The organism is Polyangiaceae bacterium (assembly GCA_020633205.1).
Lineage (GTDB): Bacteria > Myxococcota_A > Polyangia > Polyangiales > Polyangiaceae > JAHBVY01.
The window spans coordinates 490,387-506,188 of sequence record JACKEB010000013.1 but is presented as its reverse complement, the minus strand read 5'-3'; the positions used below and the strand labels follow the sequence as shown (position 1 = coordinate 506,188).

Annotated in this window: 13 protein-coding genes; 4 read left to right on the top strand and 9 right to left on the bottom strand. The window is 62.4% G+C overall.

Annotation, left to right across the window (positions count from 1 at the left end; translation table 11 throughout):
• The first annotated feature begins 128 nt into the window (after positions 1–128).
• Both H6718_18520 and H6718_18515 read left to right on the top strand, forming a co-directional pair.
• Complete coding sequence (locus H6718_18520) at positions 129–500, top strand: hypothetical protein (GenBank protein ID MCB9587402.1); 372 nt, start codon at positions 129–131, stop codon at positions 498–500.
• Between the two features lie 14 nt (positions 501–514).
• Complete coding sequence (locus tag H6718_18515; protein MCB9587401.1) at positions 515–1,603, top strand: DUF2786 domain-containing protein; 1,089 nt, start codon at positions 515–517, stop codon at positions 1,601–1,603.
• Here the strand turns inward: H6718_18515 and H6718_18510 are convergent.
• The 9 genes from H6718_18510 to nadE all read right to left on the bottom strand — a co-directional run bounded on the left by H6718_18510 (position 1,600) and on the right by nadE (position 12,173).
• Positions 1,600–2,088 (bottom strand): hypothetical protein, encoded by a 489-nt coding sequence (locus H6718_18510; GenBank protein MCB9587400.1) that lies wholly within the window; start codon positions 2,086–2,088, stop codon positions 1,600–1,602. The genes H6718_18515 and H6718_18510 overlap by 4 nt on opposite strands.
• 107 nt (positions 2,089–2,195) lie before the next feature.
• Positions 2,196–3,788: a hypothetical protein gene (locus H6718_18505; protein MCB9587399.1), complete on the bottom strand. Its 1,593-nt coding sequence runs from the start codon at positions 3,786–3,788 to the stop codon at positions 2,196–2,198.
• Positions 3,789–4,181: 393 nt separating this feature from the next.
• Positions 4,182–5,123 carry an SDR family oxidoreductase gene (locus tag H6718_18500; protein MCB9587398.1) on the bottom strand — a complete coding sequence of 314 codons (942 nt, stop codon included), beginning with the start codon at positions 5,121–5,123 and terminating at the stop codon, positions 4,182–4,184.
• A gap of 10 nt (positions 5,124–5,133) precedes the next feature.
• Complete coding sequence (locus tag H6718_18495) at positions 5,134–6,459, bottom strand: nucleotide sugar dehydrogenase (protein ID MCB9587397.1); 1,326 nt, start codon at positions 6,457–6,459, stop codon at positions 5,134–5,136.
• A gap of 20 nt (positions 6,460–6,479) precedes the next feature.
• The gene (locus H6718_18490) at positions 6,480–6,722 is read right to left on the bottom strand and encodes an acyl carrier protein (GenBank protein MCB9587396.1); all 243 of its coding nucleotides are present in this window, start codon (positions 6,720–6,722) and stop codon (positions 6,480–6,482) included.
• Position 6,723: 1 nt separating this feature from the next.
• Positions 6,724–7,551 carry a peptide chain release factor N(5)-glutamine methyltransferase gene (locus tag H6718_18485; GenBank protein ID MCB9587395.1) on the bottom strand — a complete coding sequence of 276 codons (828 nt, stop codon included), beginning with the start codon at positions 7,549–7,551 and terminating at the stop codon, positions 6,724–6,726.
• Positions 7,552–7,577: 26 nt separating this feature from the next.
• On the bottom strand, positions 7,578–9,137 hold the full coding sequence (locus H6718_18480) for an acyl--CoA ligase (protein ID MCB9587394.1): 1,560 nt from the start codon (positions 9,135–9,137) through the stop codon (positions 7,578–7,580).
• A gap of 60 nt (positions 9,138–9,197) precedes the next feature.
• Positions 9,198–11,186 (bottom strand): asparagine synthase (glutamine-hydrolyzing), encoded by a 1,989-nt coding sequence (gene asnB / locus H6718_18475; protein MCB9587393.1) that lies wholly within the window; start codon positions 11,184–11,186, stop codon positions 9,198–9,200.
• 15 nt (positions 11,187–11,201) lie between these two features.
• A complete protein-coding gene (nadE, locus tag H6718_18470; protein MCB9587392.1) occupies positions 11,202–12,173 on the bottom strand; it encodes an NAD(+) synthase in 972 nt (323 codons plus the stop codon).
• 844 nt (positions 12,174–13,017) lie between these two features.
• On the opposite strand from nadE, the gene H6718_18465 reads away from it, so the two are divergent.
• Positions 13,018–14,646, top strand: coding sequence for a SpoIIE family protein phosphatase (locus H6718_18465; protein MCB9587391.1), 1,629 nt, complete (start codon positions 13,018–13,020; stop codon positions 14,644–14,646).
• A 102-nt stretch (positions 14,647–14,748) separates the two neighbouring features.
• The gene (locus H6718_18460; GenBank protein MCB9587390.1) at positions 14,749–15,792 is read left to right on the top strand and encodes a glycosyltransferase family 2 protein; all 1,044 of its coding nucleotides are present in this window, start codon (positions 14,749–14,751) and stop codon (positions 15,790–15,792) included.
• Positions 15,793–15,802: the final 10 nt, after the last annotated feature.

Sequence of the window (15,802 nt, the reverse complement as noted above, 5' to 3'; positions counted from 1 at the left end):
GGATTTTTGTCACCCAAACGGCCCTTGTGTGTCCCCTTTGCGAGGCAAACGCGGCTCCTGGGAACAGAAACGGCAGACTTGCCAACAACTTGCCGCTCGGGGCGTTCTCCCCCAGATCTACAGGCACCGTGCAACGCCTCACCGCCACCACCACACGTCTGCTGCTTACCAGTGTGCTCGTGCTCGCGCCGGGAGCATCCAGCGCGATGGCTGCGGGCACCAGCGCGCCTCCCCCCCAAACCCCACGCACCCTGGCGAAAGCGTCGGGTCAGGGATGCGTCGAGTACACGACCCAGGTCAGCTATCGGAACTACGGCTACGACCACTGGGTGAAGCTCCAGAGCGCCTGCGAGAAGCCTGTGAAGTGCCACGCGGCAAGCAACTCGAACCCCACCGGCGTCGACCAGTCCCTCGCGCCGGGAGAGGCTCAAACGGTCCTGTTGTTCCGCGGCTCACCAGCCTCGGAGTTCACGGCGACGGTGAGCTGCAGCCTCGATTGAGCGCAACGCCGAGCATGAACGACAGCGACCCCCAAGCCGCGCGGCTCAGCGCTGAACTGGAGCGTGCAACGTTGCGCGCCCTCGCGCAGACCTACGACTCACTGAACTTCGAGTACTTCAAGGGGTCCTTGCGTAGACCAACCATCGCGTTCGCTGACGCAACGAGTCGTCTGGGGAGCTTCGTTTCAGTTCCGCGCGGTATCGAGCTGAGCCCAAAGCTGCTTCACCTCGGCTGGGGCGTGGCGGTGGAGGTGCTCAAGCACGAAATGGCACACCAGTTCGTGATCGAAGTACTGGGAGATCCAGACGGAGCCGCTCACGGGCCTACGTTTCGTAGGGTCTGCGAGGAGCGTGGCTTCGACTCCGCGGCAACGGGGTTACCAACCGCACAGGCCGACGCAGACACGCCTGAATCGAAGACGCTGGAGCGCATCGCCAAGTTGCTCGCGCTGGCGGAGAGCCCCAACGAGCACGAAGCCCAGGCAGCCATGTCCGCAGCACGGCGCCTGATGCTCAAATACAATCTGGAAGAGATCGCCGCGCCAAACCGCTCGACCCAGGGCTTTCGTCACCTGGGAGAACCGACAGGGAGAGTGAGCGAGTCCGAGCGTATCCTCGCGGTCATCCTCTCCGAATATTTCTTCGTGGAAACAATCTGGGTTCCCGTTTGGCGGCCCCTGGAGGGCAAGCGCGGGAGCGTACTCGAAGCCATCGGCAGCCGCGCAAACCTCGAGATGGCTCACTATGTCTACGACTTCTTGAGCCACACCGCGGAGCAGCTATGGCGCTTGCACAAGGAGCGCCAGGGCATCCGAGGCAACCGCGATCGGCGCGCATTCGTGGCGGGGGTCATGAACGGCTTCCGTCAAAAGCTCGAGTCCGAACGCAAACAAGCCACGCAGCAGGGCCTGGTTTGGGTGGGCGATCCGGAGCTCTCCAAGTTCTTCAAGCGACGACACCCGCGGGTGCGCTGGACCCGCCACTCCGGCTCCAGCCACAACCCGGCTCACCGAGCTGGCAAGGAACAAGGACAGCGCATCGTGCTTCACCGCGGGATCAGCCGCGGGCCCAAAGGCGGCGGACCGAAGCTCCTGAAGAGCTAATCCTCGGGGAACTGCACGCAGCGGACCGCGCGCGCTTCCATATCGACCAGCAACACGCCGTCCACCTCGTACGCGAGCTGATACTCAAGGAGCTGTCGACGGGTCGCGGGGTTTCGCACACGCGGTGCGTCGTTGCCGGTCTTCACGTCAGCAGCGAAGCGCTGGCCGTGCTTCCTCACGATGAAGTCCACCCTGAGTTCGATGTCTTCGGCGTCGCCGTCCACCAGCAGGCGGTAGTGGGTTCGCGCCTGAACCGCCTCGATGAAGTAGCCTTCAGCTTCCAGGAAACCGTGGGCGCCACGCTCGAGGTTGTACGCGCGCCGCTGGCGGCCAAGGATCACCAAGCGACGCCAGACACGGACCCACCACTGCTTGAGCAGAAGTAGCAATATCACCGCGGCAAGCAGTGCGCTGAGCACGTACCCAGGCTCGGCCCGCGCGAGCGCCAACCCGCTGCTCCATACGGAATCAACAATCGCCAGCACGCCGGCACTCTACTCCAGCCGGCGACCAGTCATCGGACATTGCCTGACAGCCCGTGAAACGCGCCGTCAGACTCTCCGAGTTCTTCGGGGGGGAGGTACGCCCCGAGCTAGCGCGCCAACCAGCGCCGACGTCTGCCCAGCAACATCCCTGCCAACGCGAGACCCGCCAGCCCACCAAAGCTGCCGCCGCCCGGCGCCGTACGACACCCGCAGCCCCCATCATCACCACCGCCGCTGGCGCCGCCAGTCGCCGAGGAGCTGCCCGTGCCAGAGCCGCCTTGTCCGTTGCCCGAGCCACCCTGGCCTGCGCCACCCTGACCGCTACCACCTTGACTACTGCCCGCCTGACCCCCGCCGCCGGCGAGCCCCGGGCCTGGATCCGTTCCGGAGCCGAGCTCGAACGCACCGATGTCCGGTGCGTCCACGCTCATCCGCGTGAGTGCATTTCCCGGCGGTACCGACATGCGACTCGGAGGGACGTACCCGACGTCGGTCAGTGGATTCGGAAACGCCAAGCTTCCAGTATCCGCGATCGAGGTCGTGCCGGCATTGACGAGCGGTGACCCGTCAGCAGGTCGGAAATCGTAGCCTGCGAGGTCGGCAAAGCCGGGGTCCGCGCCTTCTACGGTGTTTGTCCAGGTCGCGGGTACGTCGGTCCACCCAGGCTGAATCCAGTTGTTGCTGCCGATGTGAACCGCATCGGCCCCGATCTGTTCGTTGTGGCGGAACATCTGGGCGGGCCCCGCAGCTCGGTAGATGACGTTGTTGTACATCTCGACTTGCTGCACCTCTTCTTGCAGCTGGATCACCCGCTCTGACTCTGGGCCGAGAACCATCGTGTTGTTCACGAAGCGATAACGGCCACCGGTACTGCCCGTGCCGTCTCCCCCGATTCGCGCGACGTACCACTCTGAGTGCTTGACGAGCACATTGCCCACAATGTCTGAGTCTTCGCGCGCCAGACTGGGATCCCCACCATCGGGACCGATTAGGTCCAGCTCGTGGAAGACGCCACCTTCGATCCAGTTGAAATAGATCTCGTTGCGCTCGGCGCGGCTCTTCACGTTGTTGCCGCCGGTGCCGTCATGAATGTAGCAGTACTGCAGGCGGAACACGGAGCCGGGATAGGTGCTCTCGTCCGTCGCCGCGTAGATCTGGTGGGAGTACTGGCCGGTGCCGTTGCCGTAGAACTCGGAGTACTCAACGGTGAGCGAGCCGGACTCGTCATCCGTCCCCAGCAAGCCGTGGCGCCCGCAGCCATGCACGATCACATTCCGCACGGTAACATCATCCGCTTTGTTTACGAGGCAGCTATTCTGCTCATTCCCGTCGCCGATGATCTCGAAGTTCTCGAACACGAAGTGATTCGCGTAGAACAGCACCACGAACTGGTCCCACTCCCCGCTTCCGACGCCTTCGACGATTGGCAGCTTCCCGTTCACCGGAACGCCGCGCACCGTCACCGGATTCCCCGCGGCACCGCCATTGTCTGGGTCAAACCACCAGGTTCCGTGATAGGTGTGGTCCCCCATCACTTCGATCACATCACCCGGCGCAATCTGCCCGAGCAACGTGTCGTCGATGTCTTCGTACTGTTCCCCGGGCCCTACCTTGTACGTCGCCGCGGATGCAGCCCCGCAGCCGAGCAAACAAGCTAGTCCAAAACCCAGGCCGGAAGCCTTAGCGCCAAGTACCCTCATGGTCCTAGGTGCTAGCGTTTGGCAGGTGCGTCAGCAAGCCACGATTTTGCGCGTTTCGACGCGTCGCCCAACGCAGGACGCGGAAACACGAGAGCCCGCGGCGCGGTTCCACGGCCACGTCAACAGGGTGCTGAAAACACCCTGCGAATCGACGACAACCGTGCCCGCTCACAACTCGACCAGGTCTCGCTCTCGCAAAACCCTCACTTTTATGAGGTTTTGCGAGAGCGTGGTTCGAAGATCCGCGCGGATAAGCACGCAGGATGCTGAAAAACGGAGTTCTTCAGCATCCCGCTTGGTAGCGGAAGCTCGGTCGAATCCGTTCGCGGGCTGTGTTTTCTACGCTGCGTTTCTTTGCTGTGTTTTTTTTGCGTGGCGGACGGGCTGAGCGCCTCAGCTGTAGTACTCAGCCGCGCGCGCTAGACCGGATTCCAAGTCAGTGGTGGCCTCCCAGCCGAAACCACTCTTGGCGCGACTCGCGTCAGCCATGGAGTGCTTCACGTCGCCCGGCCGCGGGTCCTGATATGACGGAGCCCCCGCGAAACCAGTGACCTTGATGATCGTTTCCGCAAGGTCTTTTACTGTGGTCCGTCCACCGGCACCGATGTTGTAGGCGGACCCCGCCGCGCCGCCCATGGTCATCGCCAACAGGTTCGCCCGCACGACGTCATCGATGTAAGTGAAATCGCGGCTCTGAAGGCCGTCGCCGAAGATCACGGGCGCTTCGCCCTTACGACACGCAGCGAAGAAGCGAGGAATCACCGCGGCGTACGCACCATTGGGGTCCTGACGCGGACCGTACACGTTGAAGTACCGGAGCCCCACGAACTCCATCGGATAGCAACGGGTATAGGTCGCAGCGAGCTCCTCGTTCATCCACTTGGAGAGTGCGTAGGGAGACATGGGTTCGCCTTCCTCGCCTTCCTTCTTGGGGAGCTTGTCACTAGTCCCGTAGACGCTCGAAGAAGACGCATAGACGACGCGAGTCAGCTTCTGGTCCCTCGCGGCGGTGAAGATATTCGCCGTACCGCCGACGTTGGTCGCGAGGGAGTTCGCTGGCGTGGCCATTGAACGCGGAACCGAACCCAGCGCGGCTTGGTGGAGCACGAAATTAGCTCCTTCCAAAGCGCGCTGGCAGGTGGCGAGGTCGCGAATATCGCCCTCGATGAGTTCGATCTTCCCCTGCACGTGGCTCAGGTTTTCCCGACGCCCCGTCTCGAAGTTGTCGAGCACGCGCACTTCAGCGCCGCGCGAAAGCAGGCCGTCCACGAGGTGGGAGCCGATGAATCCGCTCCCACCAGTGACGACGACGGTCTTGCCTGAGATATCGGGAATTTCCACCGGATTAAGCCTTGATAACGTTGGGGAGCGGATCACGGTAGACGCCGCGCGTGTCGATCACGAGCTTGGAGTGCTTCGCCACCAACTCGTAGTCCACCGCGGAGTGCTCCGTAGAGATGAGCACAGCATCGACCGACTTGAGCATCTCCTCGGTGAGTGCCTGAGACTCCAGCTTCGGGAGGTCTGGCCAGGTGCGCATCGACGGAGCCACGGGGATGTGCGGATCATGGTAGCTGACCTTCGCACCACGGTGCAGGAGCAGCTCGATCAGCTCGAACGACGGGCTCTCGCGCGGATCATCGATGTCCTTCTTGTAGGCCAACCCAAGCACCAGCACCTTGCTGCCTTTCAGAGAACGCTCATGCTCGTTGAGCCCCTCTTGAAGCTTGTCGACCACATAGCGCGGCATCGAAACGTTGACCTCACCCGCGAGCTCGATGAAGCGGGTGGAGATGCCGTACTCGCGCGCTTTCCACGTCAGATAGAACGGATCGAGTGGGATGCAATGGCCACCCAGGCCAGGCCCCGGGGTAAACTTCATGAAGCCGAAAGGCTTCGTCGCTGCCGCGTCGAGCACATCCCACACGTCGATGCCCATGCGGTCGTAGACGACCTTGAGTTCGTTGACCAGCGCGATATTTACCCCACGGAAAATATTCTCCGTAAGCTTGGTTGCTTCGGCTACTCGTGCTGAACGCACCTTGACGACCTTGTCCAAGCCAACCCCGTAGAGAGCGGCTGAGACGTCAGTCGCATCGGCGTCGACACCGCCAACCACCTTCGGGATGGTCGCAGTGTTGAAGCTCTTGTTGCCTGGGTCTTCGCGCTCGGGGGAGAAGGCCAGGTAGAAGTCCTCACCGCACTTCAGGCCGGATTCCTCAAGGATGCCCTTCAGCAGCTCATCGGTGGTGCCAGGGTAAGTGGTCGACTCCAGCACGACGAGCTGGCCCTTACGCAGCCTGGGCTTGATCGCTTCGCCGGTGCCAATGACATACTTCATGTCGGGCTCGCGCTGCGCGGTGAGCGGCGTCGGGACTGCGATCAAAAGGGCGTCTGGCTCGGCGAGGCGATCGAAATCAGCCGTGGCTGTGAAGAGCCCGGACTCCTTGGCCTTGGCCACGCGCTCTGCGCCGAGGTGCATGATGTAGGACTCGCCGCGGTTCAGCGCGTCGACCTTCTTCTGGTCGACGTCGAAACCAGTGACCCTGAGCTTCGCCCGTTCGATGAACGTCAGCGCGAGAGGCAGACCGACGTAGCCCATGCCGATGATGCCGACATGGAACGTCCCGTCTTCGATCTTCTTGAGAAGGGCTTGCTTGTGCTCACTCATGGCTACTTCTCCACCCGGCCTCAGCCGGCCTGCTTCTTCTTGACGAACTCGACCGTGTTCGCGATTGAGTCCAGATTTTCCGGGAGGATTTCTTGGTCGTCGACTTTGATGTCGAACTCGGTCTCCAAGAACATCACCAACTCGAGGATGCCGGTAGAGTCGACGATGCCCATGTCTAGGAGCGACGCTTCGTCGGTGAGATCTGCGGCGTCGGCGTAGAAGTTCTCCTTGATGAACCCACGCACCTTTTCAGCGATGTCCATTTCAATCTGCCTTTCTCGCGATGGCGGCGCGGGCTCCACCCTGCGCATCTTGTTCCCATCCAATGTCCACATACGCGCCCCGTGTACGGCCGAAAAGGAGCTTGAGCTGGCGGTCTTGACCCAACCCAAATTCGAACATCAGCCAACCGCCTGGGCGCAGAAAATCGAGGGCGTCCTGTAGCACGCGCTGGTGAATCGTCAGCCCGTAGGGGCCACCATCGAACGCTTCACGCGGCTCATTGTCGAGCAGCTCGGCGCGCTCCGCCCCCAGGCGCCCGGAGGAAATGTACGGGGGATTGCAGACGATCAGGTCGATGCTGCCCTCCAAACCCTGGTTTCGGAGCGACTCGAATAGATCTCCCTGAAACACCTGCACGCGGTCCGTAAGGCCGACGTGCTCAACGTTGCGACGAGCCAAGTTCACGCAGCCGTCGGTGAGATCCGACGCCCAGACTCGGGCCTGGGGCAGAGCCCTTCCAATCGCGCACGCTAGGTTGCCCGCGCCGCAGCACATATCGATCACGCGCAGCGCTTCCCGCTGCATGCCCGTCAGTTCGCGAATCGCCGCACGACCGACGATTTCCGTCTCGTGACGTGGGACCAGGCAGTCCACCGCGGTGAGGAGCTCAAGGTCAAGGAAGCGAACGAAACCCAGGACGTGACCTAGCAGCTCACCCTTTGCCCGGCGCGCCGCGAACTCCATCGCGCGCTCCTTGGCTCCGGCTTCACCTTCCCGCGACGCAACGTCGGCTATGTACTCCGCCTCAGCCGCGACATCGACAATAGCCACATCCTGATCGAACTGGTTGTCGACCTTCGCTCGTTCCAGCGCCTGTTGGACTTGCTCCACCAGGCTCACGACAACCCCGTCTTCTTGATCTTTCCCGTCGTGGTCTTGGGTAAGTCGTCCACGATCACGACGAACTTCGGCACCATGAAGTTCTCCAGTCGGGTTCGACACTCGTTCTGGATCTGCTTCTCGTTCAGGTCAGCGCCTTGCTCAAGGACGACGAACGCTTTGATTGCATGACCCAGGATGTCATCCGGGACACCAATAACAGCGGACTCCTTGACGCCAGGGATGGCTACCAGGGCGTTCTCCACTTCCTTCGGCGCAACCTTCTCTCCGCGGCTCTTGATGATGTCGTCCATGCGACCGGCGAAGTAGACGTAACCCTCTTCGTCCTGCTTACAGAAGTCACCGGTGAAGAGCATCATTTCCCCGGGGAGAGGTCCGGGCTTGAGGCGCTTCGCGGTGGCCTCTGGTTTCTCCCAGTAGCCGCGCATCACCGTCGCTCCGCGCACCACGAGTTCCCCGACCTCCCCTGGTTTGCAGCGCTGACCCTGATCGTCGACCACCCACACCTCGGTGTTTGGAATGGCGATCCCCACGCTGCCCGGCTTGCGGTCGATGTCCTCCGGGGGCAGGTACGTGCAGCGCTTGCACTCGGTGAGGCCGTACATGCTGAAGATGCGCGCGTTCGGGAAGATCTCCTTCAACGCGTCGATGTGCTTCTGGTGCAGCGCGGCAGCGGTGTTGGTCGTCATCCGCACCTTGCTGAAGTCGAAGTCACTGATGTTCTTCATCTCGGCCATGATGGCGAACATCGTCGGCACACCTGGGAAGACCGTGGCCTCCTCGGAAACCATCAGGTTGAGGACCTGCGTCGCGTAGGTGAATGAGCGTTCGAGGACGAGCTTCGCGCCGACCTTCGTGCACATGATCATCTGATAGAGCCCGTAGTCGAAGCTGATCGGCAGCGCGCTGAGCACTACGTCAGACTCTGCGTAACCCAGATAGGTCGACACGCTGGTGGCAGCCGTCAGCTGATTGCGGTGGGTAAGCATCACGCCCTTCGGGTCACCCGTGGATCCAGAGGTGTAGATGATGCTCGCCAGGTCGATGTCGATGCGTTGCTTGCGCGGGGGCGTGTCGCCCTGCTCCGCCTCGATGGCCGCATCGAAGCCGACCGCGTTGGGCAGCTCCGCCAATTTTTCCGCAGGGTAATTTCCGCTCACTAGCACCGTCTTCAGGTGCCCAGTTTCCTTGACTGCTTCTGTGAACACCTTTCCGAGGTGTGCGTCGGTGATCAGCGCTGACGCGCGGCAGTCGTTGAGTAGGTACGCGAGCTTGTCTGCCTTGGTCAGCGGATTGACCACGCTGACGATCGCGTTCGCCTTGAGCACACCCCAGTAGGAAACGACGGTCTCCGGCGTGTTGTCTGCAAAGACCAAGACACGGTCGCCAGGCTGGATACCGCGAGCGACCAACGCGTGGGCAAGCGCGTTGGCACGCTGATCGATCTGCTTGAACGTCAGGCGCTGCTTCATGCACAGCAGCGCTTCCTTGTCTGGAGCACGCCGAGCGGCCTCGGCGATGTAGTCGTGCAAAAGGGGTACTGCGGCTTCGGTCATGGTTCTTCTCGAGGCGCGGAGCGCCGGCTGGCTTTGCCCCCAGGGGAGCAGAACGGATTGCTAGGAGAGCTTGTCGACCAGCGTGCCGAGCTGAATCTCGGCGCGCGGCTTGGGGGCGCTCTGGATGAAGCGCTGGTGCAGGAGCTGAGTAGAGAGAACGCCGACCACTGCCATGTTGTCGGTGTTGGAGAACTGGGTCGCTGCGCGAGCCTTGCACTTGGCCCACAAGCGAGTGACGGCGCTCGGCTCGAAGACGCCGGAAGCCTTGATGGCTTCTTCGCTGACCAGCTCCTCCGCCCACTCGGCCCCTTCTCCAACGAAAGCGAGCGCGTCGGGGGCCCGATAGGGCTGCTTCTTGCGGGAGAGTATTTCCCCGGGGATAACGCCTTCGCTAGCGCGTTTGACCACGTGTTTCTCGTCGAGCACCTTGAGCTTGTAGCTCGCTGGCAGCGATGCGGCGAGCCGGGCCACGTTGATGTCGAGAAAGGGAAACCGCCCCTCCACCGAGTTGCCCATGAGCATGCGGTCGCCCTGGGAGCAAAGCAGATACCCGGCGAGCAAAGTGCGCATCTCCAGGTACTGGTCCTGCGCGAGGTACGACCACTTGGAAAAGTCTGCTGGCAGGTCGGCGAGGAGTCGCTGTTCGACGTCGAGCTCACCTACGGCCTGTTTGATCGCGGGAGTGAACATGCGCTTGAGCGCGGCGGTGCCCTGCCAGCGCATGTCGTGAGAGAAGCCCGGCTTGGCGAAGCCTTCAAGATTTCGCCCGAAGAACTTTCGGGCCATCGCCTGCTGGCTCACCGGCGAGCGCGCCAGGTAGGGATAGAGCCGTTCCAGCAAACGTGGACGGCAATCAGACGCTGCGTTCTTCGCCCAGAACCTACGGACTTTTGCCTCGCGGAAAATGTCGTAGCCGGCGAAGACCTCGTCGGCGCCTTCACCAGTCAACACAACCTTGATGCCATGTTGCCGGACGAGGCCACTCAGCATGAAGAGCGGAGCCGGCGCGGTACGAAGCACAGGTCGCTCGGCGTGATAAATAACCTGAGGAAAGACCTCGGCGATGCTCTTGCGGGAGACCACGAGCTCGTGATGCTCACTCTGGATGTGGTTCACCATCATCCGCTGGAACTCAGTCTCGTCGTACTCGGCGTCCTCGAAGCGCAGACTGAAAGTCTGGAAGCCCTCGCCTTTCGCGCGCTTGCCCATCGCGGCAACCAGGGAGCTATCCAGGCCGCCGGACAGGTAGCTGCCGACGGGAACATCGGCCCGTAGCATGCGCAAGCGTGTCGCTTCGTTGAGCGCGTCGCGAACCGCGACCACCGCATCGTCTAGGCTGCCGCGAAACTCTTCATCGCGAGAACGCGGGTAGGCGTGTTCAAACGCCGCCTGCTCCTCCACGCCGGAGGCGGAGTAGGTGCGCACACGCCCCGGGGGGAGATCACGCACTCCAGCGAACACTCCCTGGGGAGGCACGCTGCTCCAGAACGTGAACGTCTCTTCGAGGCCCTCTGCATCGAACGCCCGAGGAAGCTCGTCGCTCGCGGCAAAGATCGCCTTGACCTCACTGGAGAAGTACAGACGCCCCTTGTGCTCCATGTAGTACAGAGGCCGAATACCGGACCAGTCGCGAGCGAGGGTCAGCTCCTGCTTTGCCGGATCCCAGAGCGCGATGGCGAACTGACCATTGAAGCGCGAGAACGCCGCCCGCCCCCATTGTTTGAACGCCGCGACGATCACCTCGGTGTCCGATTTCGTGCGGAATCGGTGACCGAGTGCCACTAGCTCAGCGCGCAGCTCGACGTAGTTGAAGATCTCTCCGTTGAACACCAACCAGAAGCGCTCATCCACATCGGAGAGCGGCTGCTGCCCGGTCGCGAGATCGATGATCGACAAACGGGAGTGGGCGAGCCCGATGCGCGCGTCGCGATAGACGCCAAACTCGTCCGGCCCTCGATGCTCGATGGTGGCCGCCATGCGGCTCAACACCTCGATTGGGGTCGGCGGCAGATCCGCCTTGAGGCTTAGAATTCCGGCAATTCCGCACATGGTGCGATCGCTACCTCAGCTGTGTAGTGGTTCCACGAGGATGGGCCCCATGTGGAGGTACTTGGTGGTCCTGCGCTTCGCCTCGATGTCTTTGAAGACGATCTCGACCTGCTCGGGCTTGAGCTCCAAGACCTCCGCGACTTCGGCGGCGGGGATTTGGTTGTTGAGCGCGAACAAGCAGAGGTCCATCTTGTCGTACGGCAAGGCGAAGTAGAACTCCTCTTGCGTTTGCGGCATCGAGTAGGTGTCCGTCGTCGGGGGGCGCTTGCGGATCTCTTCCGGCACGCCCAAGTACTCGGCAAGCTGGTACACCTGGCTCTTGTAGAGGTGAGCGATGGGCTTCAAATCGGCAGCGCCGTCGCCCTGCTTCACGAAGAAGCCTTGATCGTACTCGAGGCGATTTGGAGTACCAGCAACGGCGTAGTTCAGGCGATCCGCGTGGTAATACTCCATCATCTTGCGCACGCGCTGCTTGAAGTTCGTCGCAGCCACGAGCTGAAGGTAGGCCGCAGGAGCCATGCGAGACTCCTTCAACTCACCGTCCGCCTTCTGGATGGTGAGGCGGAAAACGTTGAGGCGATTGCCCTCCAAGATCGACGGCAAGGTGATCTTGAACTTGTCACCTGGCTCGTAGTCCGCGAACACCATCCGGATCGCGTCGTCCTGACGTCGGTAGCAACCCAAGCCCTCGAGCGCGGGTTTGATGTTTTCCAGTTCCGTGGGGATCCCCTGAGACTCGGCGAGTGCCTTGCCCAAGGTGAGCGCGTCATCAGAAGAGTCCCGCTCGGGCATGAACAGCCCCAACACGCGGTCGGGGCCTAGAGCTTTCGCGCAAAGCGCCGCGACGACCGAACTGTCGATGCCTCCGCTGAGTCCGAGAACCGCCCCTTTACGCCGCAATGTGCCGCGCACCTGCTCGACGATGGCCTTCTGTATCGCGTCCGCTACCTGCGGCGCGTCGATCTTGAGAACGTCTGCGGAAAACATCAGGGACCTTTCTTGACTCGTTCGAACACTCTGGCCTGAGCGTACTGGGCGGCAGGTGTAGCGCAGTCGCGCTGCAGAGGGCTAAGCGATTTTCGGGTTTCTCGGAGCAAGCGCTGGGAGCCCTCCAAGCCATTGATTTGTCGCTTGTTCGCGTCTCCCGGGCGCCAGCTCGCGAAAACTCGAGCATTCGCAGCCGCAGCGAGACGCGTCGTAACTGCGTCGGTCACCGCCCCCGTGATCGCGGCCGACAGCATGCCTTCTTTCTCTCGCATGCGGACGGCGCGGAGCAGTCGACCGGTCAAGTCGTTGCCACCGCCGTTATCGTTTGGCTAGCAGCAGCGTCCACGCAGCGCGCCGGACCGTGGAAAGAGTTTCCGGGCTTGTTTCAGCGGCGCCGTGTTTCAGCGGCGCCGTGTTCGCCAAACGCCGTCTTGGCGGCGCTGTGTTTCACACGCGCTACGTTTCCGGGGGTGCGCATCTGGCACGCCCCTTGGCGCCTCCGCGAACGGGAACCGAGTGCTCCTCAATCTTGCTTCACGCTTGGGCGCAAGACCGACCTCCGGGATCGCGCTTAGCACGGCAAGGAGTGTGCCTCAGCGGGTGCGGGACGGGCGTCCACTCTGGACCCGGTCTGGGCCGTCGTCCGGCTTAGACACGAATTCGGCCAACCGGCCGTGTTGCGGTAGCTGACGCCAGATATTAGAGACGGCGACACTTTCGTGTTCTGAGTTCGTTGCGGGCACATGGCCCGAGCGCTGGCATGAGCGGTCCCGAATCCCGAACCAACGCTAAGGCGTTTCTCGAAATCCGACGAGTCGGAGAAGAACGCGTTCGCTTTCACCAATTGTCCGGGAGCCACCACGTCATTGGGAGGCGTCCCGACGCTCAGGTGGTGCTCAATCACTCAAGCGTTTCGCGCTCGCACGCCGAGCTGGTGATGGGCCCGTTTGGGCGCTGGTGGATCCATGACCTCGGCAGCAAGAACGGCACCTACGTCAATGGGACGCCTGCCGCCGAACGCTTGCTGAACCCAGGCGATGGCGTGCGCATTGGCGAGTTCACGCTGCGCCTGCGCTCGAACTCGGTGCCAGATTTCAGGTCTCCCCTCGTCGACGCGCCGAGCTCTAGCCGCATGCGCACCGCCGCGGCAACGGAGCAGGACGAGCCGACAACGATCTTCCATCAGCCTCCGTCCACCCTGCGCACGGCGCCCCAGATCAGTGCGGCGCACCTGGGCACGGTAATGAAGCTCAGTCGCGAGCTGATGCGGGTGGAGGACTGGGGACTGCGCGTGTTCACGCTGTGCGAGTTCGTGGTGGGCGACGATTTCCCAGCCAACTCGTCTGCAGTCGTGCGGCTCGAACAAGGCCGGACGCCACAAGTGATTTGCGGGCCACAGCACCACGACCGCAGCGATCGCCCTCTGCAGTTCGTACCCCGGGTGCTGAAACAGCTGTGGGACACCCACGAGCCGGTGTTGGCATCCAACACCGAAATCACCGGGGACGTAATCCACCCGGGTCGAGTGCGAGATGTGTCAGTGGTCGCGGTGCCGCTCATCGCAACCGACCAGCGAATCGACGCACTCTACTTAGAGTTTCCCGAACGCTACGGTTCCGACGAGTGGCTCAACCTCGTGGCGCTCGTTTCTGAAGCGTATCAGCAAGCCGAAGTCGTCTGGGATATGCGGGCCCAGGTGCGACAAAGCGCGTTCATCGAGCGCGAGCTGGATATGGCTCGGCAAATCCAGGAGGGGCTGGTTCCACGAGCCTTCGAACTCGAAGGCCTGGAGCTGGCGATTGGTTTCGAGCCCTGCCGCTGGGTCGGCGGTGACTACGTCGACGCGCTGCAGCTCCCCGACGGTCGCGTCCTGATGGCGATTGCCGACGTTTGCGGCAAAGGCCTGCAAGCTGCGCTCGTCGCCTCGAGCTTGCACACGCTCGTGCGGGCCACGGCGGATACCAACGCACCGCTACCGGAGCTGATGCGTCGCTGCAACGAGTACTTGATGAGTTACCTCCCCGAGCACTCGTTCGTCACGATGACCTGCGTTGCACTCGACTGCCACACGGGAGAGCTCGAGGTGGTTAGCGCTGGGCACCCGGCCGCCTTCGTCGTGCGTCCCGACGGCTCACTTCGCACCCTGCAACAGAACGAGAACGTGGGACTTGGCATGATCCAGAGCCATTTCCGCTCGGAACATAGCGTCCTGGCGCTTGACGACGTGCTGCTACTCTACACCGACGGTCTGACCGAGATGGAAGACCAGCGCCGGGAACCCCTGGGCGCAGACCGCCTCGGCATGGGTTTCTCGCAGATCGTCGCGATCAACCCCCGCGCGACCGTCGGTTCCATGCGCGAAAGACTGATCGAGATGTGCCGCGCATACCGCGGCTCTGGCCTCGCCGCCGACGACAGCACGTTCCTCGTTGCGCGACGTCGCCCGACGTTGAGACCGCCCAGCTCGAACTGAAATCGAACTGCGTACGGTGCTCCGGACGGAAAACCAGCCGATGCCGGCGTAAAAGATCCGCGTTCGCATTTCGAGGCGGGGAGTGCTACGGCTCGCGGAATTATGCCCGAGCTCGATCTCCCGCTGGTGACCATCGGTATTCCTTGTCTGAACGAGGAGCGGTTCATCGAGAAGTGTGTGGCCGACGCGCTGGCGCAGGACTACCCGGCGGAGCGAATCGAAGTCGTGGTGGCCGACGGCGGCAGCACTGATCGCACTCGAGAGATCCTCGATGAGCTATCCGCGCGGGAACCTCGCTTGCGCTGGGTGGACAATCCACAGCGCATCCAGGCCGCTGCGATGAATGAGATCATCCGTATCGCAAAAGGCGATGTCCTGGTTCGCCTGGACGCGCACTGCGAGTACGCGAACAACTACGTCACCAAGTGCATCGAAACGCTGCTCGACACCGGGGCGATGAATGCTGGAGGCAGCCAACGCGCTAGGGCGGAGAACTGGTTTCAGCGCGCGCTTTGCGCGGCGATGGAGAGCCGACTCGGCGTCGGCGGTGCAGCATACAAGGATCCAAACAAGAACGGTTTCGTCGACACGGTATTCTGCGGCGCGTTTCGCCGAGAGGTGTTCGAGCAAGTGGGCATGTATGATCCACGCGCGATCACCAACGAGGACTCCGAGCTCAACCAACGCATCCTCGAGGCAGGCGGCAAGATCTACCTGAGCTCGGAGATCGAGGCATACTATTACCCCAGGGATTCGTTCCGTAGCCTCTCGAAGCAGTACTTCAAGTACGGCACGGGAAGAGCTCGTACCTTGCTAAAGCGCGGACGCTTCCCGAGGGTAACGCCCGCGGTGCCATTCATGATGACGATGGGCGGCGCCGTATTGCTCCTCACCCGCCCTCACAAACCTTCTACCTGGTTCGCTTTCGGCGCCTACGCTGCACTCACGGGGATCGAGGCCGTACGAGTTGGGCGCAAAGTGGGCGTTTGGGCCGTACCGGTTGTCTGGGCCATCTTCCCCACGCTTCACGTCTCCCACGGCCTCGGTTTCGCGTACGGCCTGCTGCGCTATGCACGCCGTCCTGACTGGACGGACCCCGAGCTTCTGCCCACCCGGCAGCAGACCGCAACCGCCGAAACTGCTTGATGCCGCAAGG